The following is a 24,131-nucleotide window of genomic DNA, read 5'->3' as shown; positions in this document are numbered from 1 at the left end:
CTCCCCCACACGATGCTCTTCCGACCTCCAGGAAAAAAGACCGAAAAAAAAAAAAAGCCCCAACACACCCCCCCCCCCCCCCCCCCCCCCCCCTCGTCCTGCGTACGGCCGTCGTGCCGAGGGGTGCGGGAGCCGGCGCCAGCCATATTGCCTAACGCTTGGCAATCTATTGCCAAGCGTCTTCGTGTCCTGCTACGTTTCCGGCGGCGCCAGGCACGGCACATGACCCGCTCACCTCCAGTAAGGAATCACCGTGGGCTGCCCGTCTTCCAGCACGTTCCTGCTTTTCCGGGCCATCGACTGGCCGTGACCGATGATCCGTCGATTCCCAGTCAACATGTGTCACCGACCGTTTCGGGGGGCCGAGGTGAAGATCCTCGTTCTGCATCACCTTCCGTACCGCACGGCCCGCCCCGGCGCGGCCGTCGAGCACCGCCGGTCCGCGCGCACTGCACCGGCCCCGCGACGGGAGCCGGCCGCGTGAACCGCCCGCGCCACTACCCCACGGACCTGCTGATCGCGGTGGCGCAGGCGCGGACGGCCTTGGTCCGACAGCCCGGGACGGGCCTCGCCGCACTGCTGCGCGATGCCCGACTGGGCGGTCTGGCAGGGTTGTTCGACGCCGACGAACTCGCCGCGGGCCTCGACGAACTCTGCGGTGGCCTCGCCCAGTACCCCTGGCAGCCGGTCGCCGACAGCAACGACGTGTACGAGCTGTCGCCCGTCGGCACCATCGTCGTCGACGACACCCGTCCCGATGCCGTGCTGAGAGCACTGCTGCTGGGCTGGGCGCTGGGCAACGACGTCGTCGTGCGTACCGAACGACGAGCCTTCTGGCGGGAGTTGACCGCGCTGCTCCGTGCGCTGGGGCCGCTGCTCCCGGACGCGCGGATCGTCCCGAGCGGCACTCCGGCGGCGGGCGTCCTCGTGGACGTGCCGGAGCCGACCCCGCTGCCGCCCGACGCCCACGCCGCGTCCGGGAACACCTCGGTGTGGCGCGAGGACAGCCGCGCGGACTGGGTCCGCTCACTGCGGCGGCGCACCTACCTGCGCGGCATCCCCCTGGCCCGCGCCCGGGCCCGCGAGGACGCCGCCGCCACGGAACGGCTCGACGCGAAGCTGCGCTACCTGCTGCACCACGCCCGTCGCTCCTCCTCCTGCTCCCACCAGGCCCTGCCCCCGGTCCGCGGCATCGCCGACCTGCCCCGCCTGGACGCCGTCACCCTGCCGGCGCGCCAGGCACCGCACCGCGCGGCGCCCGCGACCGTACCGCGCGGCCTCGTCCGCCCGGGCGCCGACGATGCCGCCCTGGCGCGCGAGGCGGTCCCCATGCTCCACGCCATGGGGCTGCGCGCAGGGGACCGTCTGATCGACACCGTGCCCGGCGGGGATCCGCACGGCGCCCTGGCGGCGGCGCTCACCGAGCGCACTCCGACCCGGGCCGAGTGCCGCGTCCCGGCCCGGTCCGTCACCGCGGACCGGCTGGCGGTCCTCGTGCGCGACACCGGGGCCACCGCCGTCCTGGGCACGCCCGCCCTGCTCGTGCCGCTCCTGCGCACGGCCCACGCCCACGATCCCGAACTGCGCCTGGGCAAGGTGTTCTTCCTCGGCACCCAGGTGAGCCCGTCGGACGAGACATGGCTGCGCACCCACCTGGGCGCCCACACCGTCTCCGGGGTCCTGACCGCCGCCGACGGCACGCCGCTCGGCTACCGGTGCGCCGAGATGAGCGGCCCGCTGTACCACGTCAACGACGACCTCAGCCATCTCGAAGTGACCGATCGGGCAGGGGTGCCGGTGCCGGCCGGCCGGCCCGGAGACCTGCTGGTGACCGGGTTGCAGACGTTCGAACGGCCCCGCATCCGCCACCGGACGGGGGACCGCGGCCGGGTCTTCCGGCACGCCTGCGGCTGCGGGGTCACCGGCCGGGTGCTGGAGTACCACGGCCGGGCCGAAGAACTGGTGCGCGCCGGGGGGCGGGCGGCCGTACGGCACGGTGTGCGCGGCACCGCCGACGGAACGGCACGGTCCGTCACCGGCCTGCGAACGGCCTCCGCGTGAGCCACACCCCCGGCCCCCTCCCCGCGAGCGGGTCCACCCTCCGGCCACCCGGGCCCGCTACCGCTCGGCAGCCCGCCTCCCGGGCGCGGAGGTCCGGCACCTCCCGCGTCACCTCACGACCCGTAGCCGGGACCGGATCCTTCCCATGGACTCCACCGGGACCGCTACCCCGCTCAGCCGGCGCCCCGCCGGCATCCGGCATCCGCCGCCCACCCCACCCACCGGACCCGAGAAGGGGACGACCCCGTGACCGTATTGATCTCCCAGGCCCGCCGAAGGGCGCGGCGCTGGCTCGACATCGCGGTGCTGCTGCGCCATGTCCCGCCCGGGACAAGGGTGTTGGCGGTGCTGCTGAACGTGCTGCTCGGCCTGCTGCCCCTGACGTTCGTGGTCGTCATGAGCGTGATGCTGGAGCGGGTCCCGGACGCGGTCGGCGGCGGGCGGGCGGGAGCGTGGGCGGCGCTGGTGACGGTGCTCGGCATCGCGGGTGCCGCGTTCGGCGCGCAGCAGGCCCTCGCACCGTTCCAGGCGGCGCTGGGCGAGGTCGTCGTACGCCACGTCGACCAGCGCTGCCGCGGTGAACTGATGCGGGCCGCGCTCGCCGAGGCGCCCGCCATGGCGCTGGACGACCCACGCCTGCTCGACCGCCTGGACGTGGCGCGGGAAGCCTTCGACCGGGCCTCGGCCTCACCCGGCGACGCCGCGGCCGGCGGCCTGGCGCTGATCGCCCGCTACACCCAACTGGCCGGAGCCATCGCGCTGGTGGGGTACGCCATCGACCCGGTGGCCGCCGCGGTCATCGGGGTGACGGCGCTGGTCATCCGGTTCGGCCAGCGCGGCTCCCTCGGCGCCTTCGGCGACTTCTACGACGGGCTCGCCGCGGACAAGCGCAAGGCCACCTACCTCAAGAACCTCGCCACCGGCACACACGCCGCCAAGGAGATCCGCCTGCTCGGACTGGTCGAGTGGATGCGGGCCCGGCACCGCGCGGACACCACCGCCTACCTCTCGCGCATGTGGCACGGCAGGCGCCGGATCCTCGGCCGCCCGTTCGTCGTACTCGCCCTGATCGGCCTCGCCGGCGGCGCCGTCACCGTCACCCGGCTGGCCGTCGCCGGGGACGGCGGGGGACTGGGCCTGCTGCGCCTGAGCATCGCACTGCAGGCCGTACTGATCCTCATGCGCTTCGGCGTGTACTTCCCCGAGGCCGACGTGCAGACCCAGTACGGGCTGATCGCGCTCGACGCGATGAAGGCGTTCCGCGCCGGCGCCCGCGACCTGCCGGCGCTCGCACCCGGCCGGTCGGTCCCGGCCGCCGGACTGCCCCGCACCGCCATCCGGTTCGAGAACGTGCGGTTCGGTTACACCCCCGACGGGCCCGCGGTCATCGACGGCCTCGATCTCGAACTGCCCGCGGGCACCTCCACGGCAGTCGTCGGCCTCAACGGCGCGGGCAAGACCACCCTGGTCAAACTGCTCACCCGGCTGTACGACCCCACCGGGGGCCGCATCACGGTCGACGGCCACCCGCTGACGGACATCGACGCCCGCGACTGGCACCGCCGCTTCGCGGTGATCTTCCAGGACTACGTGCGCTACGAACTCAGCGCCGCCGACAACATCGCGCTCGGCGCCCCCCACCTCCCCGCCGACGACGACCGGCTCCTGGAGGCCGCCCGGCGGGCGGGCGCGGAGGACGTCATCGAGCGCCTGCCCCAGGGGCTGCGCACGGTCCTGTCCCGCCAGTACGACGGGGGACGCGACCTGTCCGGCGGCCAGTGGCAGCGCATCGGCCTGGCCCGCGCCCTGCACGCGGTGCACTCGGGCGCCTCCGTCATGGTCCTCGACGAGCCCACGGCCCAGCTCGACGTGCGCGCCGAGGTCGCCTTCTTCGACCGCTTCCTCGACCTCACCCGCGGCCTGACCACACTGATCATCTCCCACCGCTTCTCCAGCGTCCGCCGCGCCGACCAGATCGTCGTCCTCGACGGTGGCCGGGTCGCCGAACGCGGCACGCACGACGAACTCCTCGCGGCCGGCGGACGCTACGCCGAACTGTTCCGGCTCCAGGCGGAGCGGTTCGCCGAGGACAAGGACCAACACCCCGGCCACCGCGAACAGCTGGTGGCGACGACGATGACGGACACGGCCTCATGAAGAACCTCGCCCGCACCGCCGCCTGGCTGCTCAAGCTCGCCTGGACCACCGACCGCGGCCGCCTCCTCAAGGCCGCCGCCCTGCTCTTCCTCGGCTACCTGGCCACTCCGGCCGTCGCCCTCGGCCTGCGCGCCTTCACCGACCGCCTGCTCTCCGGCGACCTGACGGCCGCGCTCACCGCCGCCGGCCTGATCGCGCTGGCCCTGACCGCGGAACTCATGCTCGGCCACTTCGCCCACCTGTACTACTTCGAACTGGGCGAACGGGCCGAATGGCGGATCAACGACGAACTGATCGGCCACGCCAACGGCACCGACGGCATCGAACACCTGGACAGCTCCGCCTTCGCCGACACCATGATCCTCGTCCGCGAGGACATCCAGAAGACCCGCGCCTACATCGAGGCCCTGCTGCAGATCGCCGCGCTGTCGGTGCAACTCACGCTGACCACCGTGCTCCTCGGCTCACTGGACCCCTGGCTGCTGCTCCTGCCCCTCGCCGCGCTGCCCCCCGTCGTCATGGGCCACCGCGCCCAGCGCACGGCCGACGCCGCCAAGGAGAAGGCCGCCGGGCACCACCGGCGCGCCCGGCACCTGCTCCACGTGGCCACCTCCTCCCACTCCGCCCAGGAAGCCCGCCTGTTCGCCGCCGACGAGGCGTTGGTGGGCCTGCACGACCGCAGCTGGCACGCCGCGACCCGCCTCATCACACGCGGCCAGCTATCCGCGGCGGCACTGCGCGCCCTCGGCCAGCTCGCCTTCACCCTCGCCTGCTTCGCGGCCGTCTACCTCGTACTGCGCCGGGCCGCCGACGGCGACGTCAGCATCGGCGGCGTGGTCATGGTGATCACCATGGCGGTGCAGATCAACGTGCAGGTCGCCGCGGCCCTCGGCACGCTGGCCACGCTCCAGACGGCCGGCCTGACCGCTCGCCGCCTGGAAGCCCTGCGCACCTGGCCGGCCCCCGGCCCCGCGACCGCCAAACCGTCCGCCACCGCGCCGGTCCCCGCGCGGCTCACGCGGGGCATCCGCCTCGAGGGCGTCGGCTTCACCTACCCGGGCACCGACCGCCCGGTCCTGCGCGATGTCGACCTCCACCTGCCCGCCGGGCACACCATCGCCCTGGTCGGCGAGAACGGGGCCGGCAAGAGCACACTGGTCAAGCTGCTGTGCGGGCTGTACCAGCCCACCAGCGGGCGCATCCTCGTGGACGGCGTCGACCTCAGGGACATCCCGCCCCGGGAGTGGAAGGCCCGCGTGGCCACGCTCTTCCAGGACTTCGCGCGTTTCGAACTGACCCTGCGCGAGAACGTGGGACTGGGCGAACGGCACCGCCTCGACGACGACGCGCTGCTCCTCGCGGCGATCGACAGGGCGGGCGCCGGACGCGTGCTGCGCCGGGTGCCGCAGGGCCTGGACGGGGCACTCGGCCGGGGCTACACCGACGGCAGCGAACTGTCCGGCGGACAGTGGCAGTCCCTGGGCCTGGCCCGCGCCGCGCTGCGCGAGCACCCGCTGCTGATGGTGCTCGACGAACCGGCGTCCGCCCTGGACGCGACCGCCGAGCACGCCGTCTTCGAGCGGTACGCCGGCTCCGCCCGCGACGTCGGGCGCGACGGCGGTGTCACCCTGTTCGTCTCCCACCGCTTCTCCACCGTGCTGATGGCCGACCGGATCGTGGTCCTCGACGGCGGCACCGTGGCCGAACACGGATCCCACACCGAACTCCTCGCCCGGGGCGGCCTGTACGCCGATCTGTTCAGCCTCCAGGCCCGCAGCTACCGCTGAGCCCGGGCGGGGCACCGTCCCCGGACACAGCAGGAGGGGGCACGGCGACCGACCGCCGTGCCCCCTCCTCTTCGCCGTCCGCGGACGGTCAGCCGTGCCGCGGCGCCCGGGCCATGCCCGCGCGCACCGCGTCGAGCACCACCGGTGTCAGCAGCGCCCCCACGGCGGGCAGCCGGCGTACCGGGACGATGCGCCGGACGGCCCCGGGCGCCAGCGTGGCGAGCGCCGCGCGGGCGGCGGGGCCGGTGAGATCCAGGGTCGTGCCGCCGCGGCCCTCCAGGTCCGCGGCGATGAAGCCGAGCAGGAAGGACACGATCCACACCTCCGTCAGCACCACCTCGCTGACCAGGTCGCCGAGCAGGGCGCGCTCCGGGGACCGTGCCAGCGCCTCGCGCAGTTCCTGATCCAGCTCCCGCTGGGTGACACCGTGCCCGGCCAGGAAGACGCGCGCGGAGCTGCGGACCCTGCCGTCCAGGCTGGACGGGTCGGGAACGCAGGCGTCGGAGTACTGGCCCCAGAAGTCGTAGTACGGCACGGTGCCCAGGCCGCCCAGGACGGACGGCTCGGCCGGCAGCGCCGCCGAGTGGGGCGGGAGCAGGCAGGCGGCCCGCCGGGGGCCGTGCACGTTGTTGCCGACGAGGCTGGTGTCGCTGTCGTGGTCGGCGAGCTGCGCCACCGGGATGAGCACGGGTGTGCCCAGGTCGGTGAGGTAGTGCAGCAGCGCCAGGTCGTCGGGGTGGCCGCTGTCGACCTTGGCCCGCACGTACGGGTCGAAGCCGCGCGCGATCTCGGCGGGCAGGACGAGCGCCACGCAGGGCACGTAGTCGTCCACGACCGGCGCCAGGTCGTGCCCGTGCATGGCCGCGAGGCGCACCGCGTACGACGTGCGCGAGCCCCACTCGGTGAACAGGCTGAGCGCCGCGTCGGGCCGCGCGGCGACCAGGGCGTGCAGCCGGGTGAGGAAGTCCTCGGTGGGCAGCGCGTCGTCCTGGAGGACCAGGTGGTGGGTGGCGTCGGGGGCGACGGCCGACCAGGCGAGCCGCGCGGTGCGCAGCGCGCTGGGCGGGCCGTCCGGTTCCGGGTCGAGTACGACGGTGATGTCGAGGCCGGGGAAGCGGCCGGCGAGGTCACGGGCCGCCGCGGCCCGCTCGGGATGGCTCATCACGGCGGCGGAGATCCGCACGGGGGAAGGGGACACCTCTGCTCCTGACACTGGGGGCGGGCCGCCGGGACGGGCGGCACCGGAAGGGGAGTGGGTACCGCGGTCAGGCGACGGCGGCAGCCGGGACGGGGGCCGCGGGTGCGGCGAGGACCTTCGGCGCGACGCGCCCGGCCTCCTTGTGCACCGCCGCGCGGTAGCGCTCGGACAGGCGCGCGACGGGTGGCAGGAGGTGGCACTCGTCGACCGCGTCGTCCGCGTAGGGCAGGGCGAACCCCGTCAGCGGCAGCACCTCCTCCCAGGCGTGGGGTGCCTGACCGAACAGCGCGTGCACCTCGGGGTCGGCCACGGAATGGGCGCCGTCGCGCTCGGGCCCGAGCAGCGCGCCCACGGCCAGCACCCGGGCACCGCCGACCGTGCCCCGTACGACGCCCAGGCGATGTCCCGCCGCGGCCTCGGCCACCTCCCGTTCGGCCTCGGGATAGAGGCGGTCGGCCTCCAGCCAGCCACCGAAGGCGAGCGCCAGCTCCAGCTCCAGACGAGGCCACTTGGCCAGGTAGTAGCGGTTGGTCTCGGTCGCGGAGCGGTCCTGCGCGGTGAAGTCGCGGCGGTGGGGGAGATGGATGCCGTAGAGGCCCTGCCCCAGGACGATGGGCGTGCCCGTGCGGGAGATCCTCAGTCCCCATTCCTGGTCCTCGGCACCCCACCCCGTGAAGCCCTCGTCCAGCAGCAGGTCGTGCCGTCGGATGGTGGACGTGGGCAGGGCCATGAAACCGGTCCGGGCGAACGCCCAGGGGAAGCGCGCGAAGGCGGGCGCGTACTCGGGCGACCAGCGCGGGTCGAGCCGTGAGCGGTCGGCACCGGCGAGTTCGGCGAAGGTGGCGCGGTAGACGTCGTAGGGCACCTCCTGGACCGTGTCGACGTCGCCGTCGATGACCTCGTCGTAGCCGAAGACCTGTCCCTGGACGCAGATGTTCTGCCCGTGCTGGTAATAGCGTTCCCACAGGGTGCGCAGGGCGTCGGGGGCGAGGGCCACGTCCGCGTCGAGGACCACGACGACCTGCCCGGTGGCGTGTCTGATGCCGAGGTTGCGGGCCTTGCTGGTGTTCCAGTCCTCGGCGGTGAGGACGGAGACGATCCGCAGCCGCCCGGTGAACTCCCGGCACAGGCTCACGAACTCGGGGTCGTACTCCATCGCCCCCACCACGACCTCGAACTCCCGGTGGTCCAGAGTCTGTTCGGCCAGTGAGGTGAAGACGGACCCGATGTTCCGCAGGCGCTGCTTGTAGGGGATGACGATGCTGAGCTTCGTATCGGCCATGCGGCAACAGTAGAGCCGCCAGGCAAAAGTTGGCAATGAAATGTTGCCAATCGAGGCAATGTGTTGTCAGCGTCAGTGCCCGGCGGGCCGGGGCTGTGTCAGGGCCGGGCGGCGCCGGTCCGGCGGGCGGTACGGGATGGGCGCGCAAGTGCCGGCGCCGGCTGTCGGCCGAGGTGACCGTGACCTTGGTGGCGGGGTTCCCGGACGTGTCCGTGCGGACCGTCTTCACCATGCGGTGGCGGGCGGCTCCGGCCGCCCTGGACCGGGGCTTCACGTGCTGCCCGGTGACCCCTCGGTGCTCCCGGCGCGGGAACTCGCCTGCCGCCGCCGGGGCCCGAAGGTGTGCCCGGCCGGACGCCGGCCGGGGTGCCCGGCCTCAGGCCAGGGACAGGAAGAGCTTCTCCAGACGGGCCCGCATCTTCTCGCGGTCGTCGCCGTCGGCCAGCCCGGAGTCGGTCAGGCAGCGCTGCAGCCCCGTGGCGATGATCGCGAAGCCCGCCTTGTCCAGGGCGCGTGCCGCCGCCGCGAGCTGCGTGACCACCTCCTCGCAGTCCCGCCCCTCCTCGATCATCCTGATCACCCCGGCGATCTGACCCTGCGCCCGGCGCAGCCGGTTGATCACGGCTTTCAGCTCGTCCGCCGCCATGTCCAGTTCCACGGCCCCACTCCTCCTCCATACCCCGATGGGTATCCTACCCGGCCGCTCCCTGGGGGCCGGATACCCCCGGGGGTACTCATGTTACGGTGGCTGCATACCCCCGGGGGTAATTCCACCAGAGAGGAGTCCCTGATGTTCTTCGTTGACACCATCGAGCTGGAGGGGCTGGGCAACCGCTGCTACCTGGCCGGCGGCAGGCACACGGCCGTGGTCGTGGATCCGCCGCGCGACATCGACCGGGTGCTCGCGGCCGCCGCCCGGCGCGGGGTGCGCATAGCGCACGTGGCCGAGACCCACCTGCACAACGACTACGTCACCGGCGGCCTGGAGCTGGCCCGGGTGACGGGCGCCGCCTATCTGGTGCCGGCCGGGGCGCCGGTGGCGTTCACCCGTGTGCCGGTGGCCGACGGCGACGTGTCCGGCGTCGACGCGGGGCTCGCCCTGCGGGCGGTCGCCACCCCGGGCCACACCCCGCACCACACCTCGTACGTGCTGGAGGACAACGGCGTGCCGGTGGCCGCCTTCACCGGCGGTTCGCTGCTCATCGGCACCGTGGGCCGCCCGGACCTGGTCGAACCCCGCCTGACCGAGCAGCTTGCGCGCGCCCAGCACGCCTCCGCGCACCGCCTGGCGGCCGAACTGCCGGACGAGACACCCGTGCTGCCCACCCACGGCTTCGGCAGCTTCTGCTCCTCGGCCCAGGCCGAGGGGGACACCACCACGATCGGCAGGGAGAAGGCAGGGAACCCCGCGTTCACCACCGACGCGGACACCTTCGTCGCCCGTCTGCTGGACGGACTCGACGACGTCCCCGCCTACTACACGCACATGGGCCCGGCCAACGCCGCCGGGCCCGCCCCGGTGGACCTCACCCCGCCGTCCGTCGCCGACGCCGCGGAGATCGCCGCGCGGCTGGCCGCGGGGGAGTGGGTGGTCGATCTGCGCAACCGGATCGCGTTCGCCGAAGGGCATGTCGCCGGTTCGTTCAACTTCGAGGCGGACGGCAAGCTCGCCACCTACCTGGCCTGGATGATCCCGTGGGGCAAGCCGGTGACACTGCTCGCCGAGTCCCCCGAGCAACTGGCCGACGCCCAGCGCGAATTGGTCCGGGTCGGCATCGACCGCCCCGTGGCCGCCGCCACCGGGACACCCGAGCGGTGGGTGCCGGACGGAAGCCGGCCGGTGTCCTTCCCGCGGTCCACCTTCGCCGGACTGGCCGGACGCGGAACGGAGGACGTGGTCGTCCTCGACGTACGACGGGCCTCGGAGCGGGCCGCCGGCCACATCGGGGGTTCCGTGCACATCCCGGTCCACGAACTGCACCGGCGGCTGGGCGAGGTACCGGCCGGCACGGTGTGGGTGCACTGCGCCGGCGGCATGCGCGCCGCGATCGCCGCCTCGCTGCTGGACGCCGCGGGCCGGGACGTGGTGGCCGTGGACGACCGGTTCGACGCCGCCGCGGCGGCCGGACTCGATGTGATCACCGGCTGAGCCGGACAGCCCCGAACTCCCCCCGATCCACGAGAGGTTGAGTGATGACCCTCTTCCGGTGCGGCACGGACCGCGTCACCGGCGACGACGCCCTGCGATGTACCGGCGGCGCGGCTGCCCGGTCCGTCCCGGCGGACGTCCGCCGGGAAGCCGCGCGGCACGCCGGCCACGCGTCCGGCACCCCGCACATACCGCACGGGAACAGAGGCTCCCTGGCATGACCGGCCTCGTTCTCGCGCTCGCCGCGGGTGCCGTCGTCGGCCTCGCCCTCGGCGGGCTCGGTGGTGGCGGCAGCGTCCTGGCGGTGCCCGCCCTGATCTACCTGTTCGGCCTCACCCCGGCGGAGGCGACCACCGCGAGCCTCGTCATCGTCACCCTCACCTCGGTGACGGCCCTGACCGGGCACGCCCGCGACGGCCATGTGGCCTGGCGCACCGGACTGCTGTCCGCCGCCGCCGGCATCGTGCCGGCCATGCTCGCCGGGGCGGCCGCCGGCCACCTGCCGCAGTCCGTACTCACCGCGGGCTTCGCCTGTGTCGCGGGCCTGGCCGCCTTCCGGATGCTGCGACCCGGGCGGCAGCGGCCGCCCGGCCCCGTCCGCCCGGCACAGGCCGGCGCCGCCGGAGCCGGGCTGGGCGCGGTGACCGGATTCCTCGGAGTGGGCGGCGGCTTCCTCGCCGTACCCGTCCTGGTCGGCGTCCTCGGCCTGGCCATGCGCACCGCCGTGGGCACCAGCCTCCTGGTCATCACGATCAACTCGCTGGCCGCGCTCACCGCACGCGCCGGCACCGGGACACACCTGGACTGGGTGGTGACGGGGCCCTTCGCCGGAGCGGCGATCCTCGGCGCCTGGGACGGCAAACGCCTGGCGAGGAAGGTGGCGGGCGAGACGCTCCAGAAGGTCTTCGCCTGCGTCCTCCTGGCCGTGGCCGCGGCCATGCTCGCCGACGCACTCCTCTGACCCCGCGCACCCCCGCCGAGCCGCACGGCCCGCCGGCCGGGGAGAACCGCCCCGGACCTGCCGCACCTACGCCGGGCCGCGCGGCGGCCCGTGCCCACCGGAACCGACCGCACGCGTCGGGTAACCGGAACCGACCCCCACAGATCCACGAACACGCCGGCCCGGCGGGACCCCCCGGACGTCCCGCCCCGGCGGCACCGACACACACCACGGAGACCCCTGCCATGACCGCACACACCACCCTCGACCCGCGCCAGGCCCGCTCCCGCCTGCACGAGCTGACCGTCATCGACGTCCGCACCCCCGGCGAATACGCCGGCGGACACCTGCCCGGCGCCCTCAACATCCCGCTCGACCGGCTCGACCGGGCCCTGCCCGACATCCGCACCGCCGCCGAGCGCGGCGACATCCTCGTCGTGTGCGCCTCCGGCGCCCGCTCGGAGAACGCCTGCCGCGTCCTCGCCGCCCACGGCATCGCCACCGCCACCCTCGCCGGAGGCACCGGCGCCTGGGCGGCCCAGGGCCACGACCTGCACCGGCCCGCGGGGAGCCCGAAGACGGCCTGGAGCATGGAACGCCAGGTGCGCCTCACCGCGGGTGCGCTCGTCCTGCTGGGCCTCCTCCTCGCGCTGACCGTCCACCCGGCCTTCGGGCTGCTGTCCGCGGCTATCGCCGCCGGCCTGGTCTTCTCCGCCCTGACCGACACCTGCGGCATGGCGGCCGTCCTCGCCAGGCTGCCCCACAACCGGCCCCGCCAGGCGGACCTGGACGCCACGCTCCTGCGGCTGCGCGACCCCGGCAACGGCGCGAGCCGGTAGGCGGACCACATCGCCCGTCGCGCCCCTCGTCCCGGGGTCAGCCGTGGACGGGACGGCCAAGGCGCCCGTCGCGGACCTCCACGAGCCGGTCGGCGGCGGCGAGGTGGGCGCGGTCATGGGTGACCAGCACGGTGGCGGTGGCCCTCCGGCGGGTGAGCCGGGCGATCAGGTCGACGACGGCGGCGCCCCGTTCGCGGTCGAGGGCGCTGGTGGGCTCGTCCACCAGGAGGACGGCGGGATCGTTCATCAGGGCGCGCGCGATGTTGACCCGCTGGCGCTGGCCGCCGGACAGCTGGTGCGGCCGGCGGTCGGCCCGGTCGGCGAGGCCGACGGCGGCGAGGAGTTCCAGGGCCCGGGGACGCGCCTTGGCCGGTGGGCGGCCGTCGATCCGGGCCATCACCTGGAGCTGTTCGACGGCGGTGAGCGAGGCGATCAGGTTCGGCTGCTGGAAGACGATGCCGACCGTGCGGCGACGCAGTTCGGCCAGCTCGCCGCGGGACATCCCGGTGGTGGGGACGCCGTCGACGGTGACGGTGCCCGAGTCGGGGGTGACGAGCGTGGCCGCCACGGCCAGGAGGCTGGACTTGCCGGAACCGGAGGGGCCGACCACGGCGGTCAGGGTGCCCTTGGGGACGTCCAGGCCGACCTTGTCGAGCGCGGTCAGCCGGGTGTCGCCGTCGGGGTAGGTCAGGGTGATGTCGGTCAGGGTCAGGCTCATCGGACGCTCCCCAGGGCGGTCAGCGGGTCGACGGAGGTGATGCGGCGGACGGACAGGGCCGCTCCGAGGGCGCCGAGGAGGATCATCACGGCGGCCGGGAGCAGGACGGTGGCGGGAGTCAGGAGGAACGGCACGTCCGAACCGGCCACGAACGCCCCCAGGGCCGCGGCGAGACCGGTGCCGGCCAGGGTGCTCGCGACGAGAAGGATCACGGCCTGGCCGAGGGCGTCCCCGAGCAGGCCGGCGGTGGAGGCGCCGAGTGCCTTGAGGACGGCGATGTCACCGCCGCGCTGGATGGTCCACACGGTGAAGAAGGCACCGACGACGAGCGCGGAGATGGCGAACAGGAAACCGCGCATCAGCCGCAGGGTGCCGTTCTCCGCGGCATGGGAACCGATGGCGGACAGCGAGTCGCCGATGGTGACGGTCCTGGTGCCGGCCCGCTCGTCGACGGCCGCCGGGTCGGCCTCCGAGGTGGTGTCCAAGGCGATGACGGTGGCGGTCGGGCCGGTGCCGGAACCGGCGGGCGGCGCGGACCGCCGCCAGACGTCCAGGCTCGTCCACACGACCGGGGTGTGACTGAAGTAGGCGTCGCCCTCTACGGCGGCCACCTTCAGCCGCTGCCCGGCCAGGGTGAGGAAGCCGCCGGCCGACACGTGGAGGCCGTCGGCCGCCCCGGTGGACAGCACCACCGCCCCGTCGCCGAGGGCGCCGCCTGCGGGGGCGAGCCGGGAGCCGGGCCGGACGCCGAAGACGGAGACCCCGGCGCTCCCGCCCCCGGCGGTGGCCTTGGCCGAGGTGATGCCCAGCGGTTCGGCGCTGACGACGCCGGCCGCCGCGGACCACTGCCGCCACTGCCGTTCGGTGACGGTGGAACCGGAGTACGACAGGTCCTCTCCGCCGCTCGGCGCCCGGAAGGCGATCCTGTCGGCGGGCAGCCCCGTGATCGCCGACACATTCTGCCGGCCCAGCCCGGCGGTCAGCCCGGACAGCAGCCCGACCAGCAGGGTGATCAGCACGATGACGGTTCCCATCAGGGCGAAGCGCCCCTTGGCGAACCTCAGATCTCTCCAGGCGACGAACACGGTCCTCGTCGGTCCTTTCCGGTGGGGAAGCGGCAGGACTCCACCGTCCCCGCCGGGCCCCCGCGCCCGCGCCTGGCACAGGGCGGGATTCCGCGGGCCGAAGGACGGCACCCGGCCTCCATCTTTCGATGGAGGCCGGCGGGCGTCCGCCTCCGTAACCTGGTGAGCACTGTGAACACAGCCGCTGCCGCCCCCACCCCGGCCACCCGGGCCCTGACCTGGTGCCTGCACCTGCTGATCATCGGCCTGCTCGCCCTGGCCGCCGCGCGGACCGCGGCCGACGGCGGGCCCAACGCCCCGGTGGCCGTCGTCGTGGCGGCGACCTGCGCCGGGGTGTCCCTGGCCGGACCGCTCCTGCCCCGGGTCCGCCGCTCCCGGCGGGTCGCGGCCGGATGGCTGGCCGCCGTCGGCGCCTGCTGGCTGGTGCTGCTGGTCCTGTCGGCCGACGCGGTCTGGGTCGCCTTCCCGCTGTACTTCCTCCAACTGCACCTGCTGCCCCGCCGCGTCGGGCCGGCCGCCGTCGCCGCCACCGCGGCCGCGGCCGTCGCCGGGTTCGCCGCCCACCAGCACTCCTTCAGTGCGGCCATGGTGCTCGGCCCCGCGCTCGGCGCCGCCGTCGCGGTCGCGGTGGTGTGGGGATACCAGGCCCTGTACCGGGAGAGCGAACAGCGCAGGCGCCTGATCGAGGAACTCACCGCCACTCGCGCGAGCCTGGCCGAAGCCCAGCACACGGCGGGAGTGCTCGCGGAACGCGAGCGGCTGGCCCGCGAGATCCACGACACCCTGGCCCAGGGGTTCTCCAGCATCCAGCTGCTGCTGCGGGCCGCCGAACGTTCCCTGCCCGGCCGGCCCGAGACCGCCGCCCGGCACGTGGAGGCGGCCCGCCTGGCAGCCGTGGACAACCTCGCCGAGGCCCGCCGCCTCGTCGCCGCGCTGACCCCGCCCGCCCTGGAAGCCGGCACCCTGGCCGACGCGCTGGAACGGCTGTGCGCCACCACCGGCGCCCGTCACCGCCTCACCATCCGATTCCGCCTCACCGGCGCTCCCGTACCGCTGGCGACCGCGCACGAGGTCGCCCTGCTGCGCGTCGCCCAGTCCGCCCTCGCCAACACCGTCCGCCACGCCCACGCCACCACCGCCGAGGTCACCCTCCGCCACCTCGGCGACCACGTCGCCCTGGAGGTCGTGGACGACGGACGCGGCTTCGCCCCCGGCAACCCGTCCGCACCCGGCCCCGACGGCGGCGGCTTCGGGCTGGCCGCCATGCGCGCCCGGGTGCACGCCCTCGGCGGCACCCTGACCGTCGAATCCGCCCCCGGCCACGGCACCGCCCTGGCCGTCCGGCTCCCCCTCACCCCGCCCACCGAACCCGAGGCCCACCCGTGACCGACGCCCCCGTCCGCCTCCTCCTCGCCGACGACCACCCCGTGGTGCGCGCCGGGCTGCGCGCCGTACTGGAGACCGAACCCGGCCTCGTCGTCGTGGCCGAGGCCGCCACCGCCGGGGCCGCCGTCACCCGCGCCGCCGAGGGCGGCATCGACGTCGTCCTCATGGACCTGCGGTTCGGCGAGGGCATGGGCGGCGCCGAGGCCACCGCCCTGATCACCGCCCGCCCCGGCGCCCCCCGCGTGCTGATCGTCACCACCTACGACTCCGACGCCGACACCCTGCCCGCCATCGAGGCCGGCGCCACCGGCTACCTCCTCAAAGACGCCCCGCCGGAGGACCTGGCCGCCGCCGTGCGCACCGCGGCTGCGGGCCGTACGATCCTCGCCCCCGCGGTCGCCGAGCGGCTCGTGAACCGGCTCCGCACACCCGGCACCGCCCTGACCCGGCGCGAGACCGAAGTCCTCGCCCTGGTCGCCGAAGGGCTGTCCAACCAGGCCGTCGGTGCCCGCCTCCACCTCACCGAAGGCACCGTCAAGTCCCACCTGGCCCGCGTCTACGCCAAGCTCGGCGTCGACTCGCGCACCGCCGCCGTCGCCGCCGCCACCGACCTGGGCCTGATCCGCCGGTAGCGGTGGGGGAGGCCCGCCGGTGGGACCCGGTCACTTGGTGTCGACGCGTCCGACCGGGTCGGACCCGCCCGTCAGGGCCTGGCACGCCGTCCGCCAGGCGGGGTCGGCGGGCCGCAGCCGGGTGCGCAGGTAGGCCGACGTGAGGTGTCCGAGGGCGGCGACCAGCCCGGGGTTCTCGTCGGTGGTCTCGGCGGCGTCGTAACCGGAGATGCCGCCGAGCAGGTGCTCGGCGCCGAACAGGGTGAGCAGCGTCTTGGGCGCGGGGGCGAGGCGGTAGGGGTCGGCGTGCCAGCCGGGGCCGATGTCGGTGAAGTGCCGGGAGTCGTCCTTGTCCCCGGCCACGACCAGGGCGGGTGTGGTCATCGTGGAGAAGTCGGTGGTGTGGAAGAACGGCGTCTGTGCGGCCATCCATCCGTTGAGGACGTCGCCGCCCCGGCCCGGCGCGGCCAGCAGCACGCCCGCCTTGATCCGGGGCTCGGCCAGGTCCACCTCCTCCCCGGTGCCGGGATCGGTGACCCGGGCGCCCAGCAGAAGTGCGGCGGTGTGACCGCCGAGGGAGTGCCCGGCGACCGCGACACTGTCGTGGTCGAGGCGCCCGGCCAGCCCCGGCACGGTGTCCTCTATCCGGTCGAGCCGGTCGAGTATGCGGCTCATGTCCTCGGCCCGCGAGCGCCAGAAGAAGGGGCCGCCGGGGGCGCCGGCGAGCCGGTGGCCCAGCGTCCGGGAGCTGAGGTGGGTCGGCTGGACGACGGCGAACCCGGCCGCCGCCCAGAGGTTGGCGAGGGGCGCGTACCCGTGCAGCGAGGAGAGGTGGTGGGAGCCGCCGTGGCCGTGCGAGAGCAGGATCACGGGCAGCCCGGTCCCGGTCGCGGGCGCGGAGACCCGGACGTGGAGGTCCACGGGCCGTCCGGGCACGGACAGGACCACCGGGCTGTACGACAGCACGGGTGCGGACGGGCCGAAGACGGCGGCGGTGTCGATGGATGCGCTCATGGCGGAGTCCCTTGTGCGGCCCGCGCCGCTGTCGGCCGCAACCGGGCGGCGGCAGGCGGGTGGTGGGGTACGCGTCCGCCCGAACCGAAGCGGAACATCGTTCCGTTATTGAACGGAACGATGTTCCGCTTTGTCAAGCGCCGCCGCCCCGCGCCGTCGTGCCCGGCGGGCGGCCGGGCTCAGCGGACGGCGAGGGCGACGATCTGGGTGACCGCCTCCTTGTCGAAGTTGTCGTCGCTGACCAGGACCAGCGTCCGTTCGCCGGACGGCAGGACGGGGCCCCACGTCATGCCTTCGGTGTTGTCCACGGTGGACAGGCCGAGGGTGTGGAAGTCCGCGACGAGCTTCTTGCGCATCGGTACGACGCGCCGTCCGGCCAGGGAGTCCATCGCCCGCACGTCGGTGGCACCGCGCGTGGTGGTGTCGTAGAGGCGGATCTTGTATCCCGAACCGGCGACCCAGGTGCGTTCGAGCACGAGGTAGCGGTGGGGGTCGTCGGGGAAGGCGAGGACGGACGGGACGCCGGTGTCCGGACCCCACGGACTGCTCGGATCGGACGCGGCGAAGATCTTTTCGATCGGGTAGGCGAACTGCCCGAGCACCCGCCCGTCGCGGCTCTGCCGCGTGACCCGCACCAGAGCGCCGTGGTCGACGTCGGGGACCGGTCCGTCCTGGGTCAGCGGGCCCTCGATCACACTCGTCACGACGCTGCCCCGGGCACCGAAGGTGAACGCCTCCAGCGACTGGTTGCGGCGCGGCCCGCGCTCGGCCGTGGCCATGCCGTAGTTCCGCGGCAGCGGCAGCCGTCCGAGGTAGGCGCCGGTGCGGGAGGCGAACTGGAGGGACGGCTGGATCGTCGGTGCGCCCGCCGTCGTGGGCCGGTCGCCCTCCTGGGCCCACCAGTAGTGGCACTCGCGCGGGTCGACGCGGATCTCCTCCGGGTCCACGGCCTTGCCGTCGCGGGCGGCCGGCGACGAGTAGACGGACCCGTCCGGCCCGCGGAACGGGTGGGTGCCGGTGAACTCGACGGAGTGCACCCCGCGGGCGTCCACGCCCACCTTGGCGGTGTAGAAGCGGGCGGGTTGCAGGGACGAGCGGTCGTCGCTGATGAACACGTATTCGCCGGTGCACCGGTCGCGGTCCACACCGGAGAGACCGCCCACCGTGGTGCCCCGGAAGTCGATCTTGTGGCCGACGGTCTTCTCGCCGAGCAGCCGAGCGTGTACCGCGCGCTCCAACCGATGGCCGGGCGTGCCGGGTTGGGCCGCGGCGCCGACGGCGGGGGCCAGCGTGGACGTCAGAAGCAGAGCGACGGCGCACGCCCGGCGCAGGGGGGAAGTTTTCATGCCGGCGATCATGCAGTGCCTCACGCCCGTGACGCAGTCACCCACACGAGTGTTGCCGCCCGAACCCGCCGCCACGGCCATCCGTGCGGGGCGGTGTCGAAAGGGCGTGCGGTGGGCGACCGAGCCCCTTGCCCCGCGGGGCGGGAGGGGGCAAGGGGCAGGGCGCCCGTCGACCGGCGGGGTGGCTCAGACGCCGGCGATCGACTGGATCCAGGAGCGGTACGCCGTCACATTGGTGTACGCCGTGTTCGTCTGGCGGTCGCTGGTGGAGGCGACGCCGACCTGGGCGCCGTTCGCCATCATCGGGCCGCCGGAGTCACCGCCGGCGGTGATCCCGTTGCCCCGGTAGGCGCAGATCGCGGAGCCCCCGTAGGCGTCGGTGCAGCCGCTGGAGACGGTGACGTTGGCGACCTTCAGGTAGCGGGACTGGCAGTTGATCTCCGAGCCGCACTGGGAGGTGGCGCCCCAGCCGTACACCTGCACGCTCTGGCCGACCCGCACGGTACCGGGCTGCCCCAGAGTGGCGTAGGTCGTCGAGACGGAACGGTCGAGGCGGACGAGCGCCAGGTCCGCGCTGTGCGTGTAGGTCTGGACGCCGTTGGCCACCGTGCCGCCGCTGTACTGGTCCAGGCTGCCGATGCGGAACGACAGGTTGCCGCCGCTCACACAGTGCTTGGCGGTGAGGATCCAGGTCGGGGCGATGATCGTCGCCGTACAGGTCTCCTGACCGTTCGAGTACAGCCGGGCGGCCCAGGGACCGCTGCCGGCGTACCCGCCGCCGATGATGGGCTGGGGCCCCTTGGCGGCGGCGGGCGCCGTCGCCGGCGCCGCCGAGGCGGTGGGGGCGAAGAGCGCGAGGAGGGACACCGCCGCCGCCGCGAGAGCGGGCGCAAGCCTTGATATACGCAAGGTTCCTCGATCCGGACATCACGTCTGGGGACGTGTACTTGTGGGGAGTACGGCCTCGCGGCCGCGTCCACGGGAGGGGCCACCGCCGGACGGCCCCCCACGTCATGGACATGCCCTAGCTTCGGGAAGGAACCGTGACGGGGGTACTAGCACTTCTCCATAACGTCGCGTTATGACCCACGTGCGAGGCGCTGAGCCCCTGAAGTGAAGGGACCAGGGGCCTCCGGAGCGCCTGCTGCCGGAGCGTGACGCGACGGCCGGAGCGGGCCCGCGCGAGCCCGCTCCAGGGGATGCGCGTGCGACGAGCCATCGTGATGGGCGGGAGTTTCGCCGGGCTGCTCGCGGCCCGGGCGTTGGCCGACCACGCGGAGGAAGTGGTCGTGGTCGACCCCGGCGGCGCGGACATCTCCGGCCAAGGGGCGCCGCACAGAAGGCAGTCGCGCCCTGCCGCCGATGGGCCACGCACGGCTCGACCGCCGGATGCCCGGCATTACCGGGGACCTCCCGTCCGGCGGGGCCCGAGCGGGCGGAGGGCTCCAGGCGCAGTACGCCCACAGGTTCCCCCGATCCCGTTCCGGCGGCATGCCGGGCACCAGGGTAGGGCGACGGGGGTGTGCCCCGCCGGGAACCCGGCACGGTCCGTGACCGGCACCCAGCCCCGGGCGCGGGAGGAGTTCCGGAAGGACTTTTCAAGAAACCGGCTCTGACAGTCGGTCATCGCAGGAAGTGGCGTGTACAGTTCGGCGGCTCACGGTCGGCCCTACCAGAGAGCTGTCCACGTGGCGCCGAACCTCCGGCAAATCACCTGAAAGGTGTCCGTACTCACGCCCGTGGTTCACCCGAACCGGTGTGTGACTTCCATCACGCCCACATGGGAGAAAATGGGGAACTACCAGCATGGTTTCCGGCTCGGGACGGCTGACGTGTACTGATCGACATCCGGCTACCTGTCGCACGAGTACGGCAAGGCAAGGCATAGTGGGGACGTCGTCGCCGTCGAGTGTGATGGGCATCACAAAAGCCCGGTTTCACTTGCGTACGCGTCGGTAACCGCATTCGGGCAAAGGAAAGAGCCCCACCCGACGCCGGCCAAGCATCCCGGTGGAGCTCTTCCTCGCACCCCGTGTGCAGTGCGGCCGACCTGTCCGGTCGGTCAGGCCCCGGCCCTCGGGTCGGGGCTTTCCGCTACCAGGGCCAGTTCAGCGCGATCTCGTAGACCGCGCGGACCAGGAGCCCCAGCCACCGGGCGGCCCGCTCGGGCCGGTCCCGCTTGCTGCAACAACGGCAGTGCCCCTCAGACTCGTTCGGCTCAGTCATCGGGACCTATCACCCCTGTTCCTCTGGAAGCTGCGGATTTCGCAGCACCGCGGATGCCCACGGCCTTCGTGGACCCCGCGCGGGGAAGTCCACGCGTACCCATAGGCCCCAGGGGTAAGGGGTGAGGAGACTTTACCGGAGCCCGACGGATCCCGTTTCCCGCCAACCTCCCTACTAGCAAAAGCGAATTGGCACCGCGTGCCATGCCAAGCGGTCGCATAGGGGGCGGACCCCGAAGCTCAAGGGACGCTCAAGCTTCCTAGCTGCGCGAGGGCGTGACGACGCGTCTGATACGCCGTGCCAACTCGGGGGACCGGCGTGCTGAAGCTCACACCAGAAGCGCACGCTACGAGTGAACGTGCGCCCCCTCACCCCGTGCGCTCCCGGACACCAGAGCCGAAAAACGATGTATTCGCGTATGCATCCGGCACGGGACCGCGTCCGGCCGGACCGGCCCCCCGGGCATGGGTTCCACACCGGCGGGGGCGGGTAGGACTTCGACGTCTTCGCCGACGATCCGAGGGCTCCTCTCCGCCCACCGGCCCGGCGGCACCACCCGGCCCCGCCGCGCACCGTGATCGTTCTCCCGGCACGCGGCACGCGGCGTCGACGCCCGGAAACGTCCGGGTGCGCTGCGGGAAAAGGGGCCGTGCGCGCTTCGGCAATCCTTGCCGCACGGGCGCTCTAGCGTCGGTCACCGGCGTATCCGCCCCACACAGCCAGGAGACCGACATGCCCGATGCCGCAGAGCCCGTACGACCCGTGCTCGAACCCGCGGCCGCCGCGTTCGCCGAGGCGACCGCCAATCCGCCGTACCTGTTCGACCTGCCCCCGGCCGAGGGCCGCAAGACCGTCGACGAGGTGCAGTCCGGCGAGATCGACAAGCCGGCCGTCGACGAGGAGTGGATCACCGTTCCGGGCGGGCCCACCGGCAGCGTCCGGGCGCGGATCGTCCGGCCCGCCGGCGCCACCGGCACCCTGCCGGTGATCCTCTACATCCACGGCGCCGGCTGGGTGTTCGGCAACGCCCACACCCACGACCGCCTCGTGCGCGAACTCGCCGTCGGCGCCGAGGCGGCCGTCGTCTTCCCCGAGTACGACCTCTCACCCGAGGCCCGCTACCCGGTCGCGATCGAGCAGAACTACACGGTCGCCCGCTGGGTCGTCGACGAGGGCGCGGGCAAGGGTTTGGACGGCACGCGCCTCGCGGTCGCCGGAGACTCGGTGGGCGGCAACATGACCGCCGCGCTCACCTTGATGGCCAAGCAGCGCGGCGGCCTCCCGCTGCTCCAGCAGGTGCTGTTCTACCCGGTGACGGACGCGAACTTCGACACCCCCTCCTACCACCAGTTCGCCACCGGCTACTTCCTGCGCCGCGACGGCATGCAGTGGTTCTGGGACCAGTACACGACCGACGAGGCCGAGCGCGCCCAGATCACCGCGTCCCCGCTGCGCGCCGGGACCGAGCAGCTGGCCGGTCTGCCCCCGGCGCTGGTCATCACCGGTGAGGCGGACGTGCTGCGCGACGAGGGCGAGGCGTACGCCAACAAGCTCCGCGCGGCCGGTGTCCCCGTCACCGCCGTCCGCTTCCAGGGCATCATCCACGACTTCGTGATGCTCAACGCGCTGCGCGAGACCCACGCCGCCGAGGCCGCCATCTCGATGGCCGTCCACACCCTGCGCACCGCCCTGCACCGCGCCTGAACCCCGAGGAAACCCAGTCCATGACCACGCCCACCGTCCTCCTCGTCCACGGCGCGTTCGCCGACGCCGGCAGCTGGACCGGCGTCATCTCCCACCTCCAGCGCCACGGCGTCCCGGTGATCGCCCCCTCCAACCCGCTGCGCGGCCTCGCCGCCGACGCCGCCTACGTGGCCTCCGTCGCCGCCCAGATCGACGGCCCCGTCGTGCTGGTCGGCCACTCCTACGGCGGCGCGCTCATCACCGTGGCGGGCACCGCCGAGAACGTCGTCGGCCTCGTCTACGTCGCTGCCTACGTCCTGGAGGAGGGCGAGAGCCTCGGCGAGCTGCAGGGCCGCTTCCCGGCCTCGCCGCTGGTGAGCAACCTCAAGCAGTGGACGTACCCGGTACCGGGCGGCGACCGGGCCGTCGAGGTCACCATCGCCGAGGACGCCTTCCCGTCCGTCTTCGCCGCCGACGTGCCGGCCGAGACCACCAGGGCGCTCGCGGCGGCGCAGCGCCCGCTCGCGGCCGCGGCCTTCGAGGAGACGGCCACCGCCGCCGCCTGGAAGACCAAGCCGTCCTGGGCCCTGGTGGCCGCCGCGGACCAGGCGATCAACCCGGAGGTGGAGCGCTTCGGCGCGAAGCGGGCCGGCGCGACGGTCACCGAGCTGGAAGGCGCCTCCCACGCGGTGGCCGTCTCCCGGCCCGAGGCGGTCGCCGGAGTGATCCTCGAGGCGGTCCGCGCGACCGGCTGACCAGAGGCATTTTCGAAGGCGGTCCGCGACAGGCCGGACCAATGGCCCCGAACGGCCGCGCAGGCGACTCCCCTGGCCCGCGCGGCCGTTCGGCATGCCCCCTGGGACCTGGGCACGACGCGGGTCCCTTCCCGCCCACCCGCGCACGGACATGCGCGGGCCCGGACCCGGTCCGCGGACACACACGGGCAGGCAGGGGGACACGACCGTGTGTGTGCGCTGACGCGCACACACACATGCGCTGTCGGACAAGGCGGCACGGTGTTCCCCGCCTAGCGTCACCGGTGTACACAGCGCACCAACCGCAGGAGACGGACCATGACCACCGACATCACGCCCACCGGCAGCCAGCCCCGGCTGCACCAGAAGGGCCGCATCATCCAGGAGTTCGGCACCGTCAAGCAGTTCCCGCTGGCCCTGTCGTACGAGGCCCGCATGTACTCCTGCCAGCGGCTCAACAAGGCCCTCGCGGACACGCAGATCCTCTACGGCCTCTACAAGAAGCACCACTGGCTGGTGCGCGGCGCGACCTTCTACCAGCTGCACCTCGTCCTGGACCAGCACGCGGCGCAGCAGCTCGCCCTGGTCGACACGCTCGCCGAGCGCGTCCAGACGCTGGGCGGCGTGGCCGTGGGAGACTCCCGGCACGTCGCCGAGCTCACCTCCATCCCGCGTCCGCCGGACGGTGTCGAGGAGGTGCCCGCGATGCTCTCCCGGCTCCTCGAAGCGCACGAGACCATCCTGGCCGACGCGCACGACGCGGCGGCCCGCGTCGCGGAGCTGGGCGACGACGGCACCAACGACCTGCTGGTCTCCCAGGTGATCCGCACCGGAGAACTCCAGGCGTGGTTCCTCGCGGAGCACCTGGTCGACACGCCCCTGGTGCGTGTGTGA

At 73.6% G+C, this 24,131-nt stretch carries 20 protein-coding genes; 11 read left to right on the top strand and 9 right to left on the bottom strand.

The genetic code is table 11. The features are described 5' to 3' along the window. Positions 1–480 precede the first annotated feature (480 nt). The 3 genes from ACZ63H_RS25390 (at position 481) to ACZ63H_RS25380 (ending at position 6,005) form a co-directional block, all read left to right on the top strand. Positions 481–2,061 (top strand): phenylacetate--CoA ligase family protein, encoded by a 1,581-nt coding sequence (locus ACZ63H_RS25390; protein WP_469868677.1) that lies wholly within the window; start codon positions 481–483, stop codon positions 2,059–2,061. Positions 2,062–2,307: 246 nt separating this feature from the next. Further along, positions 2,308–4,218: an ABC transporter ATP-binding protein gene (locus ACZ63H_RS25385; protein ID WP_469868675.1), complete on the top strand. Its 1,911-nt coding sequence runs from the start codon at positions 2,308–2,310 to the stop codon at positions 4,216–4,218. Further along, entirely contained in the window at positions 4,215–6,005 is a 1,791-nt protein-coding gene (locus ACZ63H_RS25380; RefSeq protein WP_469868673.1) for an ABC transporter ATP-binding protein, read from the top strand. Before ACZ63H_RS25385 ends, ACZ63H_RS25380 begins: the two co-directional genes overlap by 4 nt. A gap of 88 nt (positions 6,006–6,093) precedes the next feature. Here the strand turns inward: ACZ63H_RS25380 and ACZ63H_RS25375 are convergent, their stop codons facing one another. The 3 genes from ACZ63H_RS25375 to ACZ63H_RS25365 all read right to left on the bottom strand — a co-directional run bounded on the left by ACZ63H_RS25375 (position 6,094) and on the right by ACZ63H_RS25365 (position 9,143). After that, a complete protein-coding gene (locus tag ACZ63H_RS25375; RefSeq protein WP_469868671.1) occupies positions 6,094–7,203 on the bottom strand; it encodes a hypothetical protein in 1,110 nt (369 codons plus the stop codon). A gap of 67 nt (positions 7,204–7,270) precedes the next feature. Continuing rightward, positions 7,271–8,485, bottom strand: a complete 1,215-nt coding sequence (locus ACZ63H_RS25370) for a glycosyltransferase (RefSeq protein WP_469868669.1) — start codon at positions 8,483–8,485, stop codon at positions 7,271–7,273. 376 nt (positions 8,486–8,861) lie between these two features. Beyond that, positions 8,862–9,143 carry a metal-sensitive transcriptional regulator gene (locus ACZ63H_RS25365; protein ID WP_469868667.1) on the bottom strand — a complete coding sequence of 94 codons (282 nt, stop codon included), beginning with the start codon at positions 9,141–9,143 and terminating at the stop codon, positions 8,862–8,864. Positions 9,144–9,275: 132 nt separating this feature from the next. Between ACZ63H_RS25365 and ACZ63H_RS25360 the strand changes: the two genes are divergently transcribed. From ACZ63H_RS25360 to ACZ63H_RS25350, 3 genes are all read left to right on the top strand, one after another. Continuing rightward, entirely contained in the window at positions 9,276–10,634 is a 1,359-nt protein-coding gene (locus ACZ63H_RS25360) for a rhodanese-like domain-containing protein (protein WP_469868665.1), read from the top strand. Between the two features lie 217 nt (positions 10,635–10,851). Next, positions 10,852–11,595: a sulfite exporter TauE/SafE family protein gene (locus ACZ63H_RS25355; protein WP_469868663.1), complete on the top strand. Its 744-nt coding sequence runs from the start codon at positions 10,852–10,854 to the stop codon at positions 11,593–11,595. A gap of 224 nt (positions 11,596–11,819) precedes the next feature. Continuing rightward, a complete protein-coding gene (locus ACZ63H_RS25350) occupies positions 11,820–12,413 on the top strand; it encodes a rhodanese-like domain-containing protein (RefSeq protein WP_469868661.1) in 594 nt (197 codons plus the stop codon). A gap of 37 nt (positions 12,414–12,450) precedes the next feature. Here ACZ63H_RS25350 and ACZ63H_RS25345 read toward each other — a convergent pair whose 3' ends face one another. Beyond that, entirely contained in the window at positions 12,451–13,131 is a 681-nt protein-coding gene (locus ACZ63H_RS25345; RefSeq protein WP_469868659.1) for an ABC transporter ATP-binding protein, read from the bottom strand. After that, positions 13,128–14,216, bottom strand: coding sequence for an ABC transporter permease (locus ACZ63H_RS25340; RefSeq protein WP_469868657.1), 1,089 nt, complete (start codon positions 14,214–14,216; stop codon positions 13,128–13,130). Before ACZ63H_RS25340 ends, ACZ63H_RS25345 begins: the two co-directional genes overlap by 4 nt. A 171-nt stretch (positions 14,217–14,387) precedes the next feature. Between ACZ63H_RS25340 and ACZ63H_RS25335 the strand changes: the two genes are divergently transcribed. Further along, complete coding sequence (locus ACZ63H_RS25335; RefSeq protein ID WP_469868655.1) at positions 14,388–15,602, top strand: sensor histidine kinase; 1,215 nt, start codon at positions 14,388–14,390, stop codon at positions 15,600–15,602. Next, complete coding sequence (locus tag ACZ63H_RS25330; protein WP_469868653.1) at positions 15,599–16,234, top strand: response regulator; 636 nt, start codon at positions 15,599–15,601, stop codon at positions 16,232–16,234. Before ACZ63H_RS25335 ends, ACZ63H_RS25330 begins: the two co-directional genes overlap by 4 nt. A gap of 30 nt (positions 16,235–16,264) precedes the next feature. Here ACZ63H_RS25330 and ACZ63H_RS25325 read toward each other — a convergent pair whose 3' ends face one another. From ACZ63H_RS25325 to ACZ63H_RS25310, 4 genes are all read right to left on the bottom strand, one after another. Then, entirely contained in the window at positions 16,265–17,227 is a 963-nt protein-coding gene (locus ACZ63H_RS25325) for an alpha/beta hydrolase family protein (protein ID WP_469868651.1), read from the bottom strand. A 179-nt stretch (positions 17,228–17,406) separates the two neighbouring features. Continuing rightward, on the bottom strand, positions 17,407–18,573 hold the full coding sequence (locus tag ACZ63H_RS25320) for an esterase-like activity of phytase family protein (protein ID WP_469868649.1): 1,167 nt from the start codon (positions 18,571–18,573) through the stop codon (positions 17,407–17,409). Between the two features lie 186 nt (positions 18,574–18,759). Continuing rightward, positions 18,760–19,482 carry a S1 family peptidase gene (locus ACZ63H_RS25315; RefSeq protein ID WP_469868647.1) on the bottom strand — a complete coding sequence of 241 codons (723 nt, stop codon included), beginning with the start codon at positions 19,480–19,482 and terminating at the stop codon, positions 18,760–18,762. Positions 19,483–20,667: 1,185 nt separating this feature from the next. Beyond that, positions 20,668–20,799 carry a hypothetical protein gene (locus tag ACZ63H_RS25310; RefSeq protein WP_469868645.1) on the bottom strand — a complete coding sequence of 44 codons (132 nt, stop codon included), beginning with the start codon at positions 20,797–20,799 and terminating at the stop codon, positions 20,668–20,670. A 732-nt stretch (positions 20,800–21,531) separates the two neighbouring features. On the opposite strand from ACZ63H_RS25310, the gene ACZ63H_RS25305 reads away from it, so the two are divergent. The 3 genes from ACZ63H_RS25305 (at position 21,532) to ACZ63H_RS25295 (ending at position 24,131) form a co-directional block, all read left to right on the top strand. Beyond that, on the top strand, positions 21,532–22,503 hold the full coding sequence (locus ACZ63H_RS25305) for an alpha/beta hydrolase (protein WP_469868643.1): 972 nt from the start codon (positions 21,532–21,534) through the stop codon (positions 22,501–22,503). A gap of 20 nt (positions 22,504–22,523) precedes the next feature. Continuing rightward, the gene (locus tag ACZ63H_RS25300) at positions 22,524–23,237 is read left to right on the top strand and encodes an alpha/beta fold hydrolase (protein ID WP_469868641.1); all 714 of its coding nucleotides are present in this window, start codon (positions 22,524–22,526) and stop codon (positions 23,235–23,237) included. A 318-nt stretch (positions 23,238–23,555) separates the two neighbouring features. Next, entirely contained in the window at positions 23,556–24,131 is a 576-nt protein-coding gene (locus ACZ63H_RS25295) for a Dps family protein (RefSeq protein ID WP_469868639.1), read from the top strand.

This window comes from Streptomyces sp. NPDC104831 (assembly GCF_055583025.1).
This window is presented reverse-complemented; position numbering and strand designations above follow the sequence as displayed.

What these genes read in the sequence shown, in the direction of transcription:
- ACZ63H_RS25320 (WP_469868649.1), bottom strand. Translation starts at nt 18,573, where the DNA reads ATGAAAACTTCCCCCCTGCGCCGGGCGTGCGCCGTCGCTCTGCTTCTG.
- ACZ63H_RS25355 (WP_469868663.1), top strand. Translation starts at nt 10,852, where the DNA reads ATGACCGGCCTCGTTCTCGCGCTCGCCGCGGGTGCCGTCGTCGGCCTC.
- ACZ63H_RS25350 (WP_469868661.1), top strand. Translation starts at nt 11,820, where the DNA reads ATGACCGCACACACCACCCTCGACCCGCGCCAGGCCCGCTCCCGCCTG.
- ACZ63H_RS25370 (WP_469868669.1), bottom strand. Translation starts at nt 8,485, where the DNA reads ATGGCCGATACGAAGCTCAGCATCGTCATCCCCTACAAGCAGCGCCTG.
- ACZ63H_RS25325 (WP_469868651.1), bottom strand. Translation starts at nt 17,227, where the DNA reads ATGAGCGCATCCATCGACACCGCCGCCGTCTTCGGCCCGTCCGCACCC.
- ACZ63H_RS25380 (WP_469868673.1), top strand. Translation starts at nt 4,215, where the DNA reads ATGAAGAACCTCGCCCGCACCGCCGCCTGGCTGCTCAAGCTCGCCTGG.
- ACZ63H_RS25360 (WP_469868665.1), top strand. Translation starts at nt 9,276, where the DNA reads ATGTTCTTCGTTGACACCATCGAGCTGGAGGGGCTGGGCAACCGCTGC.
- ACZ63H_RS25300 (WP_469868641.1), top strand. Translation starts at nt 22,524, where the DNA reads ATGACCACGCCCACCGTCCTCCTCGTCCACGGCGCGTTCGCCGACGCC.
- ACZ63H_RS25305 (WP_469868643.1), top strand. Translation starts at nt 21,532, where the DNA reads ATGCCCGATGCCGCAGAGCCCGTACGACCCGTGCTCGAACCCGCGGCC.
- ACZ63H_RS25345 (WP_469868659.1), bottom strand. Translation starts at nt 13,131, where the DNA reads ATGAGCCTGACCCTGACCGACATCACCCTGACCTACCCCGACGGCGAC.
- ACZ63H_RS25310 (WP_469868645.1), bottom strand. Translation starts at nt 20,799, where the DNA reads ATGACTGAGCCGAACGAGTCTGAGGGGCACTGCCGTTGTTGCAGCAAG.
- ACZ63H_RS25295 (WP_469868639.1), top strand. Translation starts at nt 23,556, where the DNA reads ATGACCACCGACATCACGCCCACCGGCAGCCAGCCCCGGCTGCACCAG.